At 66.5% G+C, this 19,026-nt stretch carries 17 protein-coding genes; 14 read left to right on the forward strand and 3 right to left on the reverse strand.

Going from position 1 to position 19,026, the window contains the following annotated elements; all coding sequences use genetic code 11:
- From alr to tsaD, 5 genes are all read left to right on the forward strand, one after another.
- On the forward strand, window positions 1–769 hold a 769-nt coding region (gene alr, locus X803_RS21670; RefSeq protein ID WP_035779527.1), incomplete at its 5' end, for an alanine racemase.
- A gap of 29 nt (window positions 770–798) precedes the next feature.
- Window positions 799–1,287: a tRNA (adenosine(37)-N6)-threonylcarbamoyltransferase complex ATPase subunit type 1 TsaE gene (tsaE, locus tag X803_RS0116260; RefSeq protein WP_253907504.1), complete on the forward strand. Its 489-nt coding sequence runs from the start codon at window positions 799–801 to the stop codon at window positions 1,285–1,287.
- The gene (gene tsaB, locus X803_RS0116265) at window positions 1,288–1,941 is read left to right on the forward strand and encodes a tRNA (adenosine(37)-N6)-threonylcarbamoyltransferase complex dimerization subunit type 1 TsaB (protein ID WP_026545953.1); all 654 of its coding nucleotides are present in this window, start codon (window positions 1,288–1,290) and stop codon (window positions 1,939–1,941) included.
- A 17-nt stretch (window positions 1,942–1,958) separates the two neighbouring features.
- Complete coding sequence (gene rimI, locus X803_RS0116270; protein ID WP_051470858.1) at window positions 1,959–2,411, forward strand: ribosomal protein S18-alanine N-acetyltransferase; 453 nt, start codon at window positions 1,959–1,961, stop codon at window positions 2,409–2,411.
- On the forward strand, window positions 2,408–3,475 hold the full coding sequence (gene tsaD, locus X803_RS0116275; protein ID WP_026545955.1) for a tRNA (adenosine(37)-N6)-threonylcarbamoyltransferase complex transferase subunit TsaD: 1,068 nt from the start codon (window positions 2,408–2,410) through the stop codon (window positions 3,473–3,475). Before rimI ends, tsaD begins: the two co-directional genes overlap by 4 nt.
- 88 nt (window positions 3,476–3,563) lie before the next feature.
- On the opposite strand, the gene X803_RS0116280 is transcribed toward tsaD, so the two are convergent.
- Entirely contained in the window at window positions 3,564–4,715 is a 1,152-nt protein-coding gene (locus X803_RS0116280) for a glutamate--cysteine ligase (RefSeq protein WP_026545956.1), read from the reverse strand.
- Window positions 4,716–4,904: 189 nt separating this feature from the next.
- On the opposite strand from X803_RS0116280, the gene X803_RS0116285 reads away from it, so the two are divergent.
- Together X803_RS0116285 and X803_RS0116290 are read left to right on the forward strand one after the other, a co-directional pair.
- Complete coding sequence (locus X803_RS0116285; RefSeq protein ID WP_253907503.1) at window positions 4,905–5,450, forward strand: DUF421 domain-containing protein; 546 nt, start codon at window positions 4,905–4,907, stop codon at window positions 5,448–5,450.
- 3 nt (window positions 5,451–5,453) lie between these two features.
- Window positions 5,454–6,275: a shikimate 5-dehydrogenase gene (locus tag X803_RS0116290; protein WP_026545958.1), complete on the forward strand. Its 822-nt coding sequence runs from the start codon at window positions 5,454–5,456 to the stop codon at window positions 6,273–6,275.
- 55 nt (window positions 6,276–6,330) lie between these two features.
- Here X803_RS0116290 and X803_RS0116295 read toward each other — a convergent pair whose 3' ends face one another.
- The gene (locus X803_RS0116295) at window positions 6,331–7,542 is read right to left on the reverse strand and encodes a class I SAM-dependent methyltransferase (protein WP_026545959.1); all 1,212 of its coding nucleotides are present in this window, start codon (window positions 7,540–7,542) and stop codon (window positions 6,331–6,333) included.
- 287 nt (window positions 7,543–7,829) lie between these two features.
- Between X803_RS0116295 and groES the strand changes: the two genes are divergently transcribed.
- The 7 genes from groES to X803_RS0116330 all read left to right on the forward strand — a co-directional run bounded on the left by groES (window position 7,830) and on the right by X803_RS0116330 (window position 17,004).
- On the forward strand, window positions 7,830–8,126 hold the full coding sequence (gene groES / locus X803_RS0116300) for a co-chaperone GroES (RefSeq protein ID WP_026545960.1): 297 nt from the start codon (window positions 7,830–7,832) through the stop codon (window positions 8,124–8,126).
- 87 nt (window positions 8,127–8,213) lie between these two features.
- On the forward strand, window positions 8,214–9,824 hold the full coding sequence (groL, locus tag X803_RS0116305) for a chaperonin GroEL (RefSeq protein ID WP_026545961.1): 1,611 nt from the start codon (window positions 8,214–8,216) through the stop codon (window positions 9,822–9,824).
- Window positions 9,825–10,038: 214 nt separating this feature from the next.
- Window positions 10,039–11,565, forward strand: coding sequence for an IMP dehydrogenase (gene guaB, locus X803_RS0116310; RefSeq protein WP_026545962.1), 1,527 nt, complete (start codon window positions 10,039–10,041; stop codon window positions 11,563–11,565).
- A 36-nt stretch (window positions 11,566–11,601) separates the two neighbouring features.
- Window positions 11,602–13,455 (forward strand): ABC transporter ATP-binding protein, encoded by a 1,854-nt coding sequence (locus tag X803_RS0116315; protein WP_026545963.1) that lies wholly within the window; start codon window positions 11,602–11,604, stop codon window positions 13,453–13,455.
- Window positions 13,456–13,513: 58 nt separating this feature from the next.
- The gene (locus X803_RS0116320) at window positions 13,514–14,653 is read left to right on the forward strand and encodes a GuaB3 family IMP dehydrogenase-related protein (RefSeq protein ID WP_026545964.1); all 1,140 of its coding nucleotides are present in this window, start codon (window positions 13,514–13,516) and stop codon (window positions 14,651–14,653) included.
- Window positions 14,654–14,703: 50 nt separating this feature from the next.
- A complete protein-coding gene (locus tag X803_RS0116325) occupies window positions 14,704–16,428 on the forward strand; it encodes a glycerol-3-phosphate dehydrogenase/oxidase (RefSeq protein ID WP_026545965.1) in 1,725 nt (574 codons plus the stop codon).
- Window positions 16,429–16,518: 90 nt separating this feature from the next.
- On the forward strand, window positions 16,519–17,004 hold the full coding sequence (locus tag X803_RS0116330; protein WP_026545966.1) for a PTS sugar transporter subunit IIA: 486 nt from the start codon (window positions 16,519–16,521) through the stop codon (window positions 17,002–17,004).
- A gap of 74 nt (window positions 17,005–17,078) precedes the next feature.
- Here X803_RS0116330 and X803_RS0116335 read toward each other — a convergent pair whose 3' ends face one another.
- Entirely contained in the window at window positions 17,079–18,818 is a 1,740-nt protein-coding gene (locus X803_RS0116335; RefSeq protein ID WP_026545967.1) for an ABC transporter ATP-binding protein, read from the reverse strand.
- Window positions 18,819–19,026 lie beyond the last annotated feature (208 nt).

A 19,026-nucleotide genomic window follows, 5' to 3' on the forward strand; every position in this document is an offset into this window, starting at 1 on the left:
CGACACGGGGCTCGGCCGGAACGGCTGCCCGCCGGACCAGTGGGAAGCGCTGATCGGCCGTGCGCTGGAAAACCAGGAGCACGGGCTCATCCGGGTGGTCGGCGTCTTCTCCCACCTTGCGGTCGCCGACGAGCCCGACCGGGACGAGAACGACCACCAGATCGAACGCTTCCGGGACGCCGTCGCAGTGGCCGAAGACGCGGGCGTGGACCTGGAAGTACGGCACCTGGCCAACACACCCGGCACGCTCTCCCGCCCGGATGCGCACTTCGACCTGGTGCGCGTGGGCCTGGGAATCTACGGGCTCTCGCCCTTCGACGGGCAGTCCTCCGCGGAACTCGGCCTTCGCCCGGCCATGAGCTTCCGGACCAGCATCGCCAACTGCAAGGAGGTTCCGGCAGGCCACGGCGTCTCCTACGGGCTGTCCTACCTCACGGACAAGCGCACCACGCTGGGACTCATTCCGGTGGGCTACGGCGACGGTGTGCCGCGGGCGGCAACCGGCGCGCCGGTCGCGGTCGGCGGCCGGTTCTACCCCGTCGTGGGTCGGATCGCCATGGACCAGCTCGTCATCGACTTCGAGGAAACCGGGATCGCGGACTCGGCAGACAGCCCGCTGGGCCAGGAAGCGGTGATCTTCGGCGACGGGAACGGAACGCCCACCGCCGACGACTGGGCGCGGGCCAGCGGGTCGATCAACTATGAGATCGTCACCCGGATCAGCCCCCGCGTTGCCCGCCGCTATGTCGACACGGAGGCGGACCTGTGACCGGGCCCCTCTGGTTCCAGGAGTTTTCGGTGGCGTCCGTCGAGGAACTGCAGCGTGTTGCCGAGGGCCTGGGCCGACGGCTCGCCGGAGGTGACCTGCTCATCCTCACCGGGGGGCTCGGCGCCGGCAAAACCACCTTCACCCAGGGCCTGGGCCGGGGGCTCGGAGTCCGGGAAGGCATCATTTCCCCGACTTTCGTGCTGGTGCGCAACCATCCCTCGCTCATCAACGGTCCGGGGCTGGTCCATGTGGACGCGTACCGGCTGGAATCGGATGCAGAAATTGACGACCTCGACCTGGAATCCACCCTGGACAGTTCGGTCACCGTTGTCGAGTGGGGCGCCGGGCGCGTGGAACACCTCACCGACAGCTGGCTGCACATCACGCTGGTTCGCCCTGCCCTCGCCTCGCCGGCGTCGGCCTCCCTCACCGATGATGACGACGACGAACCGCGCCACCTGCGCATCGACGCCTACGGGCCCCGCTGGGCGGACAGCAACCTGGGAGCACTGGTCTAGGTGCTGATACTGGCTCTTGATACCTCCGCCGCGGCCAGTGCCGCGCTGGTGAGCGACGGCGTCGTTCTGGGGCGGTTCGCCTCAACGGACACGCGCTCGCACGCGGAAGTGCTGGCTCCCGCCGTCGAGCAGTTGCTTTTCGATGCCGGCGTGGCCGGAACCGGGCTGGACGCCCTGGTAGTGGGCGTTGGCCCCGGGCCGTTCACGGGGCTGCGTGCGGGTATTGCCACCGCGCGCATGCTTGCCTTCGTGTGGAACGTGCCGCTGTACGGGGTGATGAGCCTGGACGCTGTGGCCCTGGACGCGGACCATGCCGAGGGGGAGTTCGCGGTGGCCACGGACGCGCGCCGCAAGGAAGTGTACTGGGCGCGCTACCGGGCGGGTTCGGCGCTGCCGGAACTGGTGGACGGTCCGCACGTCGGTCCCGCCGAAAGCGTTCCGGACCTGCCGGTGTACGGTCGGGGAGCGGGCCTCTACTCCGGGCGGCTGGCCGGCACCGCCCACGCCACCGAGCTGACGCCCGACGCCGTTGCGCTGGCCCTCGTCGCCGAGCGCACCCTCGCGGACGGCGGTGCGCTCCGGGCCACCACGCCGCTGTATCTGCGTGAATCGGACGCCAAGGTGCCGGGTCCGCGGAAAAAGGCGCTGCTGTGACCATCGCCCTGCGTCCCATGCGGCTCCAGGACATCCCAGCGGTCGCCGAACTCGAGCAGAAGCTCTTTCCCATCGATGCGTGGCCGCTTGAGCTGTTCTTTGACGAGTTTGCCCAGGCGGAGACCCGGCACTACCTGGTTGCCGAGGCTGACGGTGAACTGATCGGCTACTGCGGGGTCATGGTGGTCGGTACCACCGCGGACATCCAGACGATCGGCGTGCTCCCGGACTACGAAGGGCGGGGGACCGGCACCATGATGCTGACCCGGATGCTCGCCGAAGCCCGGCGGCGGGGCGCCACCGAAACCCTGCTGGAGGTGCGTGAGGACAATCCGCGGGCGCGCCGGCTGTATGAACGGTTCGGGTTCGAACACATCCACACCCGGCGGGGGTACTACCGTGACGGGGTCAGCGCGCTCGTCATGCGGTTGACCTTCGATCTTCACAGCGTGAGCGAAAGGCAACCATGAACCGGTCCGAACCCCTCGTCCTGGGGATCGAGTCCTCCTGCGATGAGACCGGCGTCGGGATTGTCCGCGGGACCACCCTGCTCACCAACGCCGTGTCCTCCTCCATGGAGGAGCACGTGCGGTTCGGCGGAGTCATCCCGGAGATCGCCTCGCGCGCACACCTGGACGCCATGGTGCCCACCCTCCAGCAGGCCCTTGCCGACGCCGAGGTGGAACTCTCGGACGTTGACGCGCTCGCCGTAACCTCCGGGCCGGGGTTGTCCGGTGCGCTGATGGTCGGGGTCGCTGCGGCGAAGGCGCTGGCCGTGGCCACCGGCAAGCCGCTCTTTGCCGTGAACCACCTCGTGGCGCACGTAGGCGTGGGGCTGCTCGACGCCGGCCGGCTGCCGGACAACCTGGGCGCGCTGCTGGTTTCCGGCGGGCACACGGAGATCCTGCGCGTGCGGAACCTGGCCTCCGACGTCGAGCTCCTGGGGTCCACCATTGACGACGCCGCCGGCGAGGCCTATGACAAGGTGGCGCGCATCCTGGGCCTCGGATACCCGGGTGGTCCGGCGATCGACCGCCTTGCCGCCCAGGGGGATCCGGCTGCCATCCGGTTCCCGCGCGGGCTGAGCCAGCCCAAGTACCTGGGGACGCCGGAGCAACCCGGGCCGCACCGGTACGACTGGTCGTTCAGCGGGTTGAAAACCGCCGTCGCCCGGTTCATCGAGGACTGCGAGGCGCGCGGCGTTGAGGTCCCGGTCGCTGATGTGGCGGCGTCCTTCCAGGAGGCCGTCGTGGACATCATCACTTCAAAGGCAGTGCTCGCCTGTACCGAGAACGGCATCACCTCGCTGCTGCTGGGCGGGGGAGTGGCCTCCAATTCGCGGCTTCGGCAGCTGACCCGGGAACGCTGCGAGGCGGCGGGCATCACGCTGACCATCCCGCCGTCGTCGTTGTGTACCGACAACGGCGCCATGGTGGCGGCGCTCGCCGCGCGCATCATCATGGACGGCGGGGAACCCAGCGGGATCGGCTTCGGCACCGATTCCTCCATGCCGGTGACCACCGTCCACCTCTAGCCGCCCCGCGTTCATTTTGCAGGACACGCCGCTTTCCCCGCTCCATACGGGGTGTGTCCTGCCAACTCACGGGGGCTTACCGCGGAGGTCAGGCGGAGGGCCCCTCCCGGAGCTGGCGCACCATATCCAGTACGACGGCGCTCAGGTCGCCGTTGTTTTCGGCGGCGACGCGGCGCTGACGCTGGTAGCCGGCGCCGCGCTGCAGGATCTTTTCGACGTCGGCCAGTTCCGCGGAGCAGCCCAGTTTCGCCGCGACCGGTTCCAGCCGGTTCAGCTCATCCATCAGGTGCTCGGTGACCAGCCGCTCGTTCCCGGCGGCGTCCAGGATGATGATGGCCTCCAGCCCATAACGGGCGGCGCGCCACTTGTTCTCCTGCACATGCCACGGCGGCATGGTGGGGATGGACCCACCGTTGTCGAGGGTGGTTGAGAAATCGTCCACGAGACACTGGGTCAGGGCGGCGACGGCACCGACCTCCTCCAGCGTGGAGAGCCCGTCACACACCCGCAGCTCAATGGTTCCGAGGTTGCCGACCGGGCGGATGTCCCACCGGATCTCGCTCACCGAATCGATGACGCCGGTGGTGAACATGTCCTCGACGTAGGCCTCGTATTCCGCCCAGGAACGGAACTGGAACGGCAGGCCGGCGGTCGGAAGCTGCTGGAACATCAGGGCACGCTGCGATGCGTACCCGGTGTCCTCTCCTCCCCAGAACGGAGACGACGCCGAGATCGCCTGGAAGTGCGGGAAGTAATTCACCAGCCCGTCGAGCACGGGCAGCGCCTTGTCACGGCGGTCCAGACCCACGTGGACGTGCACGCCGTAAATCACCATCTGGTGCCCCCACCACTGGGTGCGGTCGATCAGCTTGGAGTACCGTTCCTTGTCCGTCACCGGCTGGGAACGCGGGGCGCTGAAGGGGTGGGAACCGGCCGAGAACAGCTCGACGCCCATCGGATCCGTCACCTCACGGACTGCCGCGAGTGACCGGCTCAGGTCTTCCTTGGCCTCAGAGACGGTGTGGCAGATGCCCGTGACGATCTCGACGGTGTTGAGCAGAAGCTCCTGCTTGATATGGGGGTGTTCGTCGTCGGCCTGGAGTTCCGGGTGCTTTTCATTGACCCCCCGGAGCACCTCTTTGGCAACCGAGACGAGATCGCCGTTGTACCGGTCGACCAGCGCGAGTTCCCACTCAACGCCCAGGGTCGACTGCTCGGATTTGGCGAACTCAATCTTCAATGGTGTGCTCCTGACCGGTACCGGACGGTGGGGAATATCTGCCTCGGTATCGCGCCATCGCGGGTGAGAACTGAGCTCAATAGTAGTGCAGAGGACATGCCCTGCAGTCGCAGGCGGCCGCTCCAGGACCTAGTGTGAAGGACAACCTTTGGCGGACGCGCACCCGACCCGGAAGGAGAAGAAACATGATTGACCCAAGCGGTGGTGGGAGTCAGCATGTGGTTCGATAACTGGGCAGAGGTGGCGAGGGTTCTGCTGGTAGGCTCTGCCGCCTATGCCGTTCTGGTCCTGATCCTCCGGGTCTCGGGCAAGCGGACTCTCAGCCAGCTCAACATCTTCGACTTCGTTGTCACTGTTGCCTTCGGCTCCACACTCGCAACCATCCTGCTCAACGCCAACGTTTCCTGGGCTGAAGGAGCGGCCGCGCTTGGACTGCTGGCCGCGTTGCAGTACCTGGTTGCCTTCGTCTCGTCCCGCTGGCCGGCATCCAGGCAGGCACTAACCTCCCGTCCGGTTCTCCTCTTCAGGGACGGCCGGATCCAGGAACCGGAGCTCAGGCGGAACCGGCTGACTGAGTCAGAGCTTCTTCAGGCGGTCCGCATGCAGGGCAATGGAGACCTCTCGCAGATTGCCGCCATAGTGCTGGAGACCAACGGGAAACTCAGCATTATTCCGGCCGGCAAGTACGGCGACGGCTCCGCGCTTGGGGACGTGGTGGGGCCGGAGCATAATTGACGGGTGCCGATCCTGAACAAAGACATGGCCCTGTGCATCTCCCTCGCCGCAAGGCCCAGCAACCTTGGCACCCGCTTCCACAACTGGCTGTATGACGAGCTGGGCCTGAACTACGTCTACAAGGCCTTCACCACCACGGACCTCCCGGCCGCCATCGGCGGTGTGCGCGCCCTGGGGATCCGCGGATGCGCCATCTCCATGCCGTTCAAGGAAGATGTCATATCCCTGGTGGACCGGATGGATCCCTCTGCGCTCGCCATCGACTCGGTGAACACGATAGTGAACGACGACGACGTCCTCACCGCCTATAACACCGACTACCTCGCCGTCGCGGAACTGATCAAACAGCGTTCGGAGGTGACGCCGTCGTCGTCGGTTCTGTTGCGCGGATCCGGCGGGATGGCCAAGGCGGTTGCGGCGGCCGTGCGGGATGCCGGGTTCAGCAACGTCACCATAGTGGCGCGGAATGAGGAGGCCGGACGGCATCTGGCGGGCCTGTACGGGTTCCGGTGGCAGGCGGAGCCGGGCACCTCGGCCGCTGACCTGCTGATCAACGTGACCCCACTGGGCATGGCAGGGCGGGACGAGGACGTGCAGTCCTTCAGCGACGAGGCGGTCGCTGCGGCGTCGCTGGTGTTTGATGTCGTCGCGCTGCCGTCGGAGACGCCGCTCATCGGGGCTGCCCGCCGGACGGGCCGGTCGGTCATCACCGGTGCCGAAGTTGCTGCGCTGCAGGCTGCCGAGCAGTTTGTGCTCTACACCGGGGTCCGGCCCACGGCTGAGCAGATCCGGGCGGCCGGAGAGTTCTCGCGGCAGCCGGCGTAGTTTCTTCTCAGGTTCCCCCGACGCCCCATGCCCGGCAACCCTGCCGGACGGGCATTCACCCCAGGACCGGATCGACGACGACGGCGATCCGCTCCTCGCCTATCCGCGTCAGTACCAGCGTGGCCTTGTTGGTGGCTTTCTTTGTGCCGGCCAGGAGCTGCTTGCGCAGTTCCTCCGGGGTGACCGAGGTTCCGCGTTTCTTGATGTCGAGGACGCCGATGCTGTTCGCCTTGACCCAGGCCTTGAGCGTTTTGACGTTGTAGGGCAGGACATCGAGGACGCGATAGGCACGTGCGAACGGTGTGTCCACCGGATCCGGAGCGCAGATGTAGGCGATGTGCGGGTCGACCAGATGCCCGCCGATGGAGCGGGCGACGTCCGCCACCAGCCCCGCCCGGATCACAGCACCGTCCGGCTCGTAAAGGTACCCTTCCACCGGGCCGACAGCGGCGTCGTCGTCCTCGCCGAAGTCCGAATTGCTGGTGAGCTCCGTGGCACCGTCAGCGCCGATGAGCAGGGCACTGCGCCGGACGTTGTCGCGGCGCAGCGCGTTGAACCAGAGGACCACTTCGGCGACGTCACCGTCCACCGACACCCACTGGGCTTCGCAGTTGGAGGGGACGGCGTCGTGGGGGATGCCCGGTCCGAGCTTCACGCCGACCGGCATGCCGGTGTCCGCGAGTCCCTCGACAAAGGAGAGGGGCGGCGAGAACGCTTCCGGATCGAACAGCCGCCTGGTGCCGGAGCTGGAGGTGGTCCGCCGTGCGGGATCCAGCCAGACGCCGTCGTAATCGGTCAGGTCAACGGCTGAGGCGTCAGCGTTGACCACCGTGGCGTTGGACCACGGCAGCAGGTTCATGGTGGCCGCGGCTGCGGTGGTCTCATCCAGTTCGACGGCGGTGACGTCGCGTTCGAGGGTGGCAAGGGCCATCGAATCGGCACCGACACCGCAGCCCAGGTCGGCGACCTTCTGCAGGCCGGCGGTCACATAGCGTTGGGCATGGCGCGCGGCGACGGTGAGCCGGGTTGCCTGTTCCAGGCCGGCGGGGGTGAACAGCATCCGGGACGCGAAGGGACCGAACTTGGCCTGGGCCTTGGCGCGCAGCCGTGACTGGGTCAGGGCGGCGTTGACCACCTCGGGGGAGTGGCCGGCGGCGCGCAGCTGCTCGTTGAGCCGGAGACTGTCCGATTCCGAGTAGGGTCCGAGCGAGTTGAGCAGTTCCCAGCCCTCGGGAGTCAGGACGGGCTCGAGGAGGTTCTGGGTCACGGTATCGCTTTCGGCGTTTCGGGAGGGGCTTTCGGCAAGGCGGGCTGGGCCGGGCTCTTCAGTCTATTGGACCGTGGTTGGAGGTCCAGCGGGTGCGTGCTGAACCATTCGGGACGCGCCTCTCTGGCACTCGCCTTGACCGAGTGCTAACCGTTGCATAAAGTCAGACTTGGCACTCTCGCTATGAGGGTGCTAATCCTTCGAGGATGCGCCAACCGGCACCGCGACGACGGTCAGCGCCTGCTCGATACCCAGATCCATTCAAACCAAGTGAAGGAGAGGTCCGAGTGTCGGTCTCTATCAAGCCTCTTGAAGATCGTATTGTTGTTCGCCCGCTGGAAGGCGAGCAGACCACCGCATCCGGTCTGGTCATTCCGGACACCGCGAAGGAGAAGCCCCAGGAGGGCGAAGTTGTCGCAGTAGGCCCCGGCCGCGTTGACGACAACGGCAACCGCGTTCCGGTTGATGTGGCTGAAGGCGACGTCGTCATCTACTCCAAGTACGGTGGCACCGAAGTCAAGCACGGTGGCCAGGAGTACCTGGTTCTTTCCGCCCGCGACGTACTGGCGATCGTAGTCAAGTAGTTGTGCAGAAGAACCCCGGTCATCATCGGCCGGGGTTCTTTCCTGTAAGTACACATCCCTGCACAAGCCTGAAAGGAAAGAAGCAACATGGCAAAGCAGTTGGAGTTTAACGACGCCGCCCGCCGCAAGCTGGAAGCCGGCGTTGACAAGCTGGCCGACACCGTGAAGGTGACGCTCGGCCCGCGCGGACGCAACGTGGTCCTCGACAAGAAGTGGGGCGCCCCCACCATCACCAACGACGGCGTGACCATCGCCCGTGAGGTGGAGCTGGACGACCCGTATGAAAACCTGGGCGCGCAGCTGGCCAAGGAAGTTGCCACCAAGACCAACGACGTCGCCGGTGACGGCACGACGACGGCCACCGTCCTCGCGCAAGCACTGGTCAAGGAAGGCCTGCGCAACGTTGCGGCAGGTGCCGCTCCCGGCGCACTGAAGCACGGCATCGAGGTTTCCATCGAGGCTGTGGCCGCACGTCTGCTGGAGAACGCCCGCGAGGTTGTCGGCAAGCAGACCGCCAACGTTGCAGCCATCTCGGCGCAGAGCCAGGAAGTCGGCGACCTGCTGGCCGAGGCCTTCGAGAAGGTCGGCAAGGACGGCGTCATCACCATCGAGGAATCCTCGACCACGCAGACCGAACTGGTCCTCACCGAGGGCATGCAGTTCGACAAGGGCTTCCTCAGCCCGTACTTCGTGACCGATCCTGAGCGTCAGGAAGCCATCCTCGAGGATGCCCTGATCCTGATCAACTCCGGCAAGATCTCCTCTCTCCAGGAGTTCCTGCCGCTGCTCGAGAAGGCTCTCCAGGCCGGCAAGCCGCTGTTCATCATCGCCGAGGACATCGAGGGTGAAGCACTGTCCACCCTCGTGGTCAACAAGATCCGCGGCACCCTGAACGTCGTTGCCGTCAAGGCCCCGGGCTTCGGCGACCGCCGCAAGGCCATGCTCCAGGACATCGCCACCCTCACCGGTGCGCAGGTGGTTTCCCCGGATCTCGGCCTGAAGCTGGACCAGGTAGGCCTCGAGGTCATGGGTACCGCCCGCCGCATCACCGTCACCAAGGACAACACCACCATTGTTGACGGCGCCGGCAGCGAGCAGGATGTTGCCGACCGCGTTTCGCAGATCCGCGCCGAGGTTGAGCGCACCGATTCCGACTGGGACCGCGAAAAGCTCCAGGAGCGCCTGGCCAAGCTCGCCGGCGGTGTCGGCGTGATCAAGGTCGGTGCAGCCACCGAGGTTGAGCTGAAGGAAAAGAAGCACCGCATCGAGGACGCTGTGTCCTCGACCCGCGCGGCCCTCGAAGAGGGCATCGTGGCAGGCGGCGGTTCTGCCCTGATCCACGCCTCGAAGGTGCTGGACGAAGATCCCACCGTCCTCAAGCTCGAGGGCGACGCGGCCACCGCCGTTGGTCTGGTCCGCCGTGCTCTGGTCCAGCCGCTTCGCTGGATCGCCGAGAACGCGGGCTTCGAAGGCTACGTCGTCGTCGACAAGGTCGGCCAGCTTGAGGTCGGACACGGCTTCAACGCCGTCACCGGCGACTACGAGAACCTCGTCGACGCCGGCATCATCGACCCGGTGAAGGTCACGCGCTCCGCGCTGCGCAACGCAGCGTCGATCGCCGCGCTGGTTCTCACCACCGAAACCCTCGTGGTGGAGAAGCCGGTCGAAGAAGAAGAGCAGCACGGCCACAGCCACTAAAAAGGCACACAGCCGCTAGCGGTCATGACCGCTGGAGCAGCACACAGGCAACGTTCCGGTCCTCCCAGGAGGGCCGGAACGTTGCCCTTTTCACACCCGGAAACCGGTCATCGGAATAGGGGCTGCACCGCATTCGTTCTACGATAGAAGCCGGAAAGCGCTGGTCCACCGCACCGGCGATCACTCCAAGCATCCCCCCGAAAGAGGCGCCGCGTTGAGCGAACTGTCGAACGTATCACCGTCCCACGATCCCTTCGGCTTTGTCGGGCTGACCTACGACGACGTCCTGCTCCTTCCCGGACACACCGACGTCATCCCCTCGGAGGCAGACACCAGCTCACGGGTCTCGAAGCGGATCACCGTCCAGACCCCCCTGCTGTCCTCCGCCATGGACACCGTCACCGAAGCACGCATGGCCGTCGCGATGGCACGCCAGGGCGGCCTCGGCGTGATCCACCGCAACCTCTCCATCGCTGACCAGGCCGAGCAGGTGGACCGCGTCAAGCGCAGCGAGTCCGGCATGATCACCAACCCCGTCACCATCGGCCCCGACGCCACCCTCCGCGAACTCGATGACCTCTGCGGCCACTACCGCGTCTCGGGCCTTCCCGTGGTCGACGGCGAGGGCAGGCTCCTCGGCATCGTCACCAACCGCGACACCCGCTTCGTCTCGGAGTCCGAGTTCGGGCATCGGCTGGTCCGCGAAGTCATGACCCCCATGCCGCTGGTCACCGGCCACGTGGGTATCAGCGGAGAGGACGCCATCGGCCTCCTCGGCAAGAACAAGATCGAAAAGCTCCCCCTGGTTGATGAGAACGGCATCCTGCGCGGCCTCATCACGGTCAAGGACTTCACCAAGGCGGAGCAGTATCCGCTGTCCACCAAGGATGACGAGGGCCGCCTCCGCGTCGGCGCCGCCATCGGTTTCTTCGGCGACGGCTGGGAGCGCGCCATGACACTGGTCGACGCCGGTGTGGACGCCCTCTTCGTCGACACCGCCAACGGGCACAGCGCCGGTGTCCTCGACATGATCGCCCGCCTCAAGGCAGAGAAGGCGGCCTCCAATGTGGACATCATCGGCGGCCAGGCCGCCACCCGCGAGGGCGCCCAGGCCCTGATCGACGCGGGCGCTGACGGCATCAAGGTGGGCGTGGGCCCCGGTTCCATCTGCACCACCCGCGTGGTGGCCGGCGTCGGCGTCCCGCAGGTGACCGCCATCTACGAATCAGCGAAGGCAGCCATTCCCGCAGGCGTACCGCTGATCGCCGACGGCGGCCTCCAGTACTCGGGGGACATCGGCAAGGCCCTGGTGGCCGGCGCCGACACCGTCATGTTGGGTTCGCTGCTGGCCGGTTCCGCCGAAGCGCCGGGGGAACTGGTCTTCGTCAACGGCAAGCAGTACAAGACGTACCGCGGCATGGGCTCGCTCGGGGCGATGCAGACCCGCGGCAAGAACACCTCCTACTCCAAGGACCGCTACTTCCAGGCCGACGTCACCGGTGATGACAAGCTCATCCCCGAAGGCGTCGAAGGCCGCGTGGCCTACCGCGGGCCGCTCTCCTCGGTGGCTTACCAGCTGGTCGGTGGCCTGCGCCAGACCATGTTCTACACCGGAGCCCGTTCCATCCCGGAACTCAAGGCGAAGGGCAAGTTTGTCCGGATCACGTCGGCCGGCCTCAAGGAATCCCACCCCCACGACATCCAGATGACCGTGGAAGCCCCCAACTACGGTTCCAAGTAACAGTCCACAGCAGGGGCGACGGCGGCCGTCACGCGCATGAGCGATGAATCCCTGCGACCGCCTCGCCAGGCACGCGGACGGCTGGCGCTGCGCCCCTATGCGCGCGCCGTCGGGCAGGTGCTGAAGGTCAGCATCAAGGCGTCGCCGGGCGGCGTCGTCATGAAGGCGGTCGGCTCGGTCATTGCCGCGGTCCTTCCGCTGGTCACCACCTACTTTGCAGCACTGACGACGACGGCGCTCGCCGAAGCGTACGCCGGCAATCCCGACGCCGGGGGACAGGCCATCGTGTATGTGGTGATCACCGCGGTGCTCGGGCTGCTGTGGGGAGGGTTCAACGGCGTCGACCGCTATATCCAGCAGGTGCTCAGTTTCCGGGTGGGCGCGATTGTCGGCGACCTCATGTATGAGCGGTTTCTCGCACTCGAGTTCTGGCGCTATGACGACAAGGAAACCGTCGATCTGTACGATCGCGCCCGCAGGTTCTCCGATTCCTACTCGCGGGTCCTCGACCGGATCGCCGCCATCTTCACCCAACTGGTGTCGGTGGTGCTCGCCATCGGCGCACTGCTGCTGGTCAGCTGGTGGGTTGCGCTGATCGTGCTGGTGGCCATTGTGCCCAGCGTCTACCTGCAGTTCCGCCTCTCACGCGAACAGATGGCCCACTGGAACACGCAGGTCGACTCCCGCCGGCAGCGCCGCATGATCGAAACCAATCTCATGCGTCCGCAGCACATCGCCGAGATGCGGTTGTACGGGATTGTGGGTTACCTGATGGACCTGAGGTCACGGCTGCGGGATGCCGATGAGTTGCGGCGGCTGGAATTCCAGCGAAGGTACATTCCCCGGCAGCTCGCCGCAGACGCCCTCCAGTACGGCGCGGAGGTGATCGCCCTGATCTGGGTTGTCGGCCAGATCATTGTCCGGGCGCAGCCGGTCGGGCAGTTCCTCTACGTCCAGCAGATCGTGAGCCGTGCCCTGGGCACGGCAACCAGCCTGGTCACGTCCCTCAGCTCCATCGACGAGGATCTCGCGAACCTGAAGGACTACGAGGAGTTCATGGAATTCCCGGTGGCCGCCAGGAACCGGCGGCAACTGGACCACGCGCCGTCGTCAATACGCCTCGATGACATCCGGTTCACCTACACCGGCAGCGAGCTGGAGGTACTCAAGGGAATCTCGCTGGACATCCGCAGCGGCCAGCACATCGCCATTGTCGGAGAGAACGGTGCCGGAAAGTCCACCCTCATCCGCATCCTCGCCGGGCTGTACCAGCCAAACACGGGCCGGGTGCTCCTGGACGGACAGGATCTGGCCGACGTCGACATCATCTCCTGGCACCGGCACCTCGCGGTCATGTCCCAGGACTTCCTGAAGTACGAGTTCGCCACTGCGGCCAACAACATCTACTTCGGGGATGTCTCCGAGCCCCGTGATGACGGCAGGATAGTCCGGGCCGCCCACGACGCCGAAGCGGCAGACTTCATCACCAGGCTGCCTGGCGGCTTCGAGAACCATGTCAGCAACTGGATGGAGGATCCGCGGGGGCGCAAGGGCAGCGGTCTCTCCGGCGGCCAGTGGCAGCGCCTCGCCATGGCCCGGAACTTCTACCGGGACGCATCATTCATCGTCATGGATGAACCCACCTCGGCGATTGATGCGCTCGCCGAACACAGAATCTTCAGTCGCTTGTTCGCCGACCGTGAGCACACCATCATCGCGGTGAGCCACCGCCTCGCCACCATCGAGAAGGCCGATGTCATCCACATGCTCGAGGATGGCCGCGTGGTGGAATCCGGCACCCATGCCGAACTCGTCGACCTGCGCGGACGCTACTTCCGTATGTTCGAAAGCCAACTGGTCGGGGAGAACGACGCCGGGTCCAACAGCTGACCCGTGACCACCGGCCGTCTGAGACAGGCCCGCCCTGGCGCTGGGATAACCTAGACCAGTGACTTACGAGATTGAGATCGGCCGAGGCAAACGCGGACGCAGGGCATACTCCCTCGATGACATTGCGGTGGTCCCATCCCGCCGCACACGCGACCCGCGAGACGTCTCCGTCCAGTGGCAGATCGACGCCTACCAGTTCGAGATGCCGGTCATCGCCGCTCCGATGGATTCGGCCATGTCCCCGGCCACAGCGATCGCGATGGGCAAGCTCGGAGGCCTGGGCGTCCTCAACCTCGAAGGCCTCTGGACCCGTTATGAGGATCCGGCACCGATCCTCGAGGAGATCGCCGGGCTCTCCACGGAGAATTTCAGCCCCGCAGCAACCCGGCGCATGCAGGAGCTCTACGAAGCGCCCATCCAGGCTGAGCTGATCACCAGCCGCCTGGCCGAAATGCGCGACGCCGGTGTGACAGTTGCCGGGTCCCTGACCCCCCAGCGCACCCAGGAGTTCTACAAGACCGTCCTCGCCGCCGGCGTCGACATCTTCATCATCCGCGGCACCACGGTCTCCGCCGAGCACGTCTCCAGGAACGAGGAACCGCTCAACCTCAAGCAGTTCATCTATGAACTCGACGTCCCGGTCATTGTGGGCGGCGCAGCCGGCTACACACCGGCCCTGCACCTGATGCGCACCGGAGCGGCCGGCGTGCTGGTCGGCTTCGGCGGCGGAGCAACGACGACGACGCGGCGCGCCCTGGGCATCCACTCACCGATGGCGTCGGCCATCTCGGATGTGGCTGCTGCACGCCGCGACTACCTGGATGAGTCCGGCGGGCGCTACGTGCACGTCATTGCGGACGGCGGCATGGGAGCCAGCGGTGACATCGTCAAGGCCATCGCCGTCGGAGCCGACGCCGTCATGCTCGGGTCAGCGCTGGCCCGCGCCGAGGAAGCGCCCGGCAAGGGCTGGCACTGGGGACAGGAAGCCCACCACAGCGAGATTCCCCGCGGCGACCGCGTGAACGTCGGTACGGTGGGGCCGCTCGAGGAAGTCCTCTGGGGCCCCTCGCACCACACCGACGGCAGCTCGAACATGATCGGTGCGCTCCGCCGCGCCATGGCGACTACGGGCTACTCGGACCTGAAGGAATTCCAGCGCGTGGAGGTCGTGCTCTCGCCCTACCTTTCCAACGGCTGATTGCTTAAGGTGGAGTGACCAATCCGCAACAACGAAGGTGGATAACGGCCATGACTAAAGGCGCCCTCAGCCCTCAGCAGCGCGAAGAAGCACTTGCCGCACTGAAGTCCACCGACCAACCCGGCAGGGAACTGGACATCCTGATTGTGGGCGGCGGCGTCGTCGGCGTCGGATCCGCGCTGGATGCGGTGACGCGGGGCCTGAACGTCGGGATCGTCGAGGCGCGTGACTGGGCGGCGGGCACATCATCCCGGTCATCCAAACTCATCCACGGCGGCCTGCGGTACCTCGAGATGCTGGACTTCGCCCTCGTCCAGGAAGCGCTCAAGGAACGGGGCCTCCTGATCCAGCGGATTGCGCCGCACCTGGTCCGGCCGGTGCCGTTCCTGTACCCGCTGAGCAAGCGTTTCATCGAGCGTCCCTACGTCGGCGCGGGCATTCTGCTGTATGACACCATGGGCATGACCTCCGGCAACTCCCGCGGCGTCCCCATGCACAAGCACCTCACCCGCAGGGGAACGCTCCGCGCCGCCCCCAGCCTCAAGGAAGACGCCATGGTGGGGTCCATCCGCTACTACGACGCGCAGGTGGATGACGCCCGCTACGTGGTCAACATGATGCGCACCGCCGCCTCCTACGGTGCCAAGGCAGCAAACCGGGTCTCGGTCATCGACTTCCTCCGGGAAGGCGAGCGCGTCGTCGGGGCACGGGTGAAGGACCAGGAAACGGGCGAGGAATTCAGCATCCGCGCCAAGCAGATCGTCAACGCCACCGGGGTCTGGACGGATGAAACCCAGGCCATGGTCACCGACCGCGGCCAGCTGAAGGTCCGCGCCTCGAAGGGCATCCACCTGGTGGTGCCGAGGGACCGGTTCCAGTCCACGGTGGGGCTCATCCTCCGGACCGAAAAGTCCGTGCTGTTCGTCATCCCCTGGGGGCGGCACTGGATCATCGGCACCACTGACACGGACTGGGACCTGGACAAGGCGCATCCGGCAGCATCGTCGTCGGACATCGACTACATCCTCGAACACGTCAACAAGGTGGTGAAGCGGCCGCTGACCCGGGAGGACGTGGAGGGCGTCTACGCGGGCCTGAGGCCGCTGCTGGCCGGGGAGAACGACTCCACGGCGAAGCTCTCACGCGAGCATGTGGTGGCCCACCCGGTTCCCGGCCTGGTGGTGGTGGCGGGCGGCAAATGGACCACCTACCGCGTCATGGCCAAGGACGCCGTGGATGAGGCCTCGCGCGCCCTCGACGAGCGGGTGCCGGAAAGCTGCACGGAAACGGTGCCGCTGCTCGGGGCCGAGGGGTACAAGGCCGCCTGGAACAAGCGCGCCCGCCTCGCCGAAGACGCCGGCGTCCACGTGGCCCGCGTCGAGCACCTGCTGCAGCGCTACGGAACCCAGGCCGAACTGGTGCTCGATCTCATCCGCGAGACCCCGGAACTCGCGGAGCCGCTTCCCGGCGCCGATGACTACCTGCGCGCGGAGGTGGTCTTCGCGACCACCCACGAAGACGCGCGCCACGTCGATGATGTCCTGACCCGCCGCACCCGCATCTCGATCGAATCCTGGGACCGCGGGGTGTCGGCAGCCCCTGTCGTGGCAGAACTCATGGCCCCCCACCTGGGCTGGAGCGAGGCACAGGTTGACCGTGAGGTCAAGCACTACCTCGCGAGGGTGGAGGCTGAAAGGCTCAGCCAGCAGCAGCCCGACGACGTTTCCGCCGACAGCGCACGCATGGGTGTGGAAGACATCGTGCCGCTAAGCTAGGACCCGGATCGGCGCGCCGGTCAAGGCTCTGGCGCCCGGCGCACAGTTCCCGACGCACCAGTTCCCGTATTTCCCCGTGAGAGGCCGGTTGTGACACCCCTCGACCTGCATGACGCCGAATTGACCACCCCGCACATGGTGATCCTCGATATGGTGGCGGAGGACAAGGCCGACGCCGCATCCCAGCTGGCCGCCCGCCTGCACGAGTGCGGGCGGATCACCGACCTCGACGCCTTCCTCGCCCAGGTCAACTCCCGCGAACACCAGATGGCTACCGGCCTGCCCGGCGGCGTGGGCGTCCCGCATGCCCGCAGCGAGTACGTGCAGCAGACGTCGATCGCCGTCGGCGTCACCCGGTACGGGCACAGCCTCGACTTCGGTGCGCTGGACGGCCCGGCCACCCTGGTGCTGCTGATCGCCACACCCGCAGCCTCCTACTCCGAGCACCTCGAGGTTCTCGCCACGCTGGCGCGTTCCCTGTTCAAGGAGAACTTCCGCGAGTCACTGCGCCGGGCACATGATGCCGAGGTGATCAGCGAGCTCATCAACTCATCGCTGGTGTTCTTCGACCACTAACCCCCGGAAGTTTTGCGCACCTCTGGCGGCCCAAACGCCGGCGAAGCCGCCGGAGGTGCCCGAAGTTCCCGGTCCTACTCGGTCCGCCACGACCGCCACAGAGCCGCGTACGAGCCGCCGAGTGCCAGCAGCTCGTCATGGGAGCCCAGCTCCGTGATGTTGCCGTTCTCCACCACGGCCACCCGGTCGGCGTCGTGCGCGGTATGCAGCCGGTGCGCGATCGCCACCACGGTCCTGCCCTCAAGCACGGCGCTGAGCGACCGCTCCAGGTCCCGCGCCGCCTGCGGATCAATCAGTGACGTCGCTTCATCGAGGACCAGCGTGTGCGGGTCGGCCAGGACGAGGCGCGCCAGCGCCACCTCCTGCGCCTGCGCGGGAGTCAACTCGTAGGCCCCGGAACCGACCTCCGTGTCCAGGCCGTCCGGCAACGCGCGCGCCCAGCCCAGCGCACCGACGTCGTCCAGTGCCTTTTCAATCTCGGGCACCGTGGCATCGGACTTTCCTAGCCGGATGTTGTCGGACAGCGACCCCACGAACACATGGTGCTCCTGGGTCACCAGCGCAACCTCCCGGCGCAATGCGTCCAGCGGACGGTGCACCAAGGGCACGCCGCCGACGGTCACCGAACCTGACGTGGGCGGGTGAATTCCCGCGATGAGCCGGCCAAGCGTCGACTTCCCGGCACCGGACGGCCCGACCATGGCCAGCCGTTCGCCGCGCCGCAGCTGCAGGTCCACCCCGTGCAGTACGTCGTGGCCCTCGCGGTAGGCGTAACGGGCGCCGGAGACAGTGATGTCCTCGGAATCGGGCTCCTGTGCCGTGGCGGTCCGGTCGGCAGGAACACTCTTGATGCCGATGATCCGGGCCAGCGAGGCCGCACCCACCTGGATTTCATCGGTCCACATGATCAGAAGATCCACGGGATCGATTAGGCGGACGGCAAACAGGGCGACTGTCGCAACGGCTCCGGGCGTGACGGCGCCGGTGGAAGCGAGCCACCCGCCCCACAGGAGTACACCGGCGACCGGCAGCCAGAAGGCCGTATCCGCAGCCGGGAAGAGCACCGAACGCAGCCAGAGCGTGTACCGCTCCGCGGCGAAACTGCCGCGAAGTTCCTCGTCGAGGCGGTCGCGGCGCAGTCCACCGAGCCCAAGCGCGTCAACGGTCCGGGCGCCCTCGATGGTCTCCGTGATGGCACCGTTCACCACCGCATAACTCTCCCGCTCCGCCTTGTAGCCCGCGGAGCTGCGTTTGAGGTACCAGCGCGTCGCGGGGTACAGCAGCGGGACGCCCACCAGCAGCGCGAGGGAGAGCAGGGGAGAGGCGAGCACCGCAGCAGCGAGCGTGATGACGATGGTCACCACGGACACCACCACCTGCGGAACACCGAACCGGACAGTGTGCGAGACCGAATCCACGTCGTTCGTGGTCCGGGAGACCAGATCTCCCGTACCTGCCTTCTCCACCGTGGACAGCGGCAACGAGGTCACCTGTGCCATGAAGTCCTCGCGCAGCTCTGCGAAAACCGTTTCACCGAACACCATGCCGGCCCGGACTGCGAACTTGCGCAGCAGCGCCTGGACCACGAGGAACGCCAGCATCAGCAGTGACATGGCAGCAATGAACCCACTGGTTGTCCCGGCAACCACAGCGTCGACCACCTCGCCGAGGATGAACGGGCCCACCAGCCCTGCCGCTGCCGAGCCGACGTAGAGCAGCACAACCCTGCTCAAGCCGCCCCGATGGCGTCGGATCAGGCGCAGCGATTCGGCTTTGACCGCCGGCGCGTCAGCGACCGGAAGCTTTCCCCGCATCGCCGCATCCGGGTCGGCTGCCGGAACAATCACCTGGGTATCACTCACTGCGGATCACCACATTCCGGTAGGCAGGGACGGTGGACATCAGTTCCTGGTGCGTTCCTTCCGCACTCAGCCGACCGTCCTCAAGGAAGATGACATGGTCCATTGCGCCGAGCATCAGCGGGCTCGCGGTCACGACGACGGTGCTGCCGCCCTCCGCCCG

The organism is Arthrobacter sp. 35/47, assembly GCF_000520475.1.
GTDB lineage: Bacteria > Actinomycetota > Actinomycetes > Actinomycetales > Micrococcaceae > Arthrobacter_D > Arthrobacter_D subterraneus.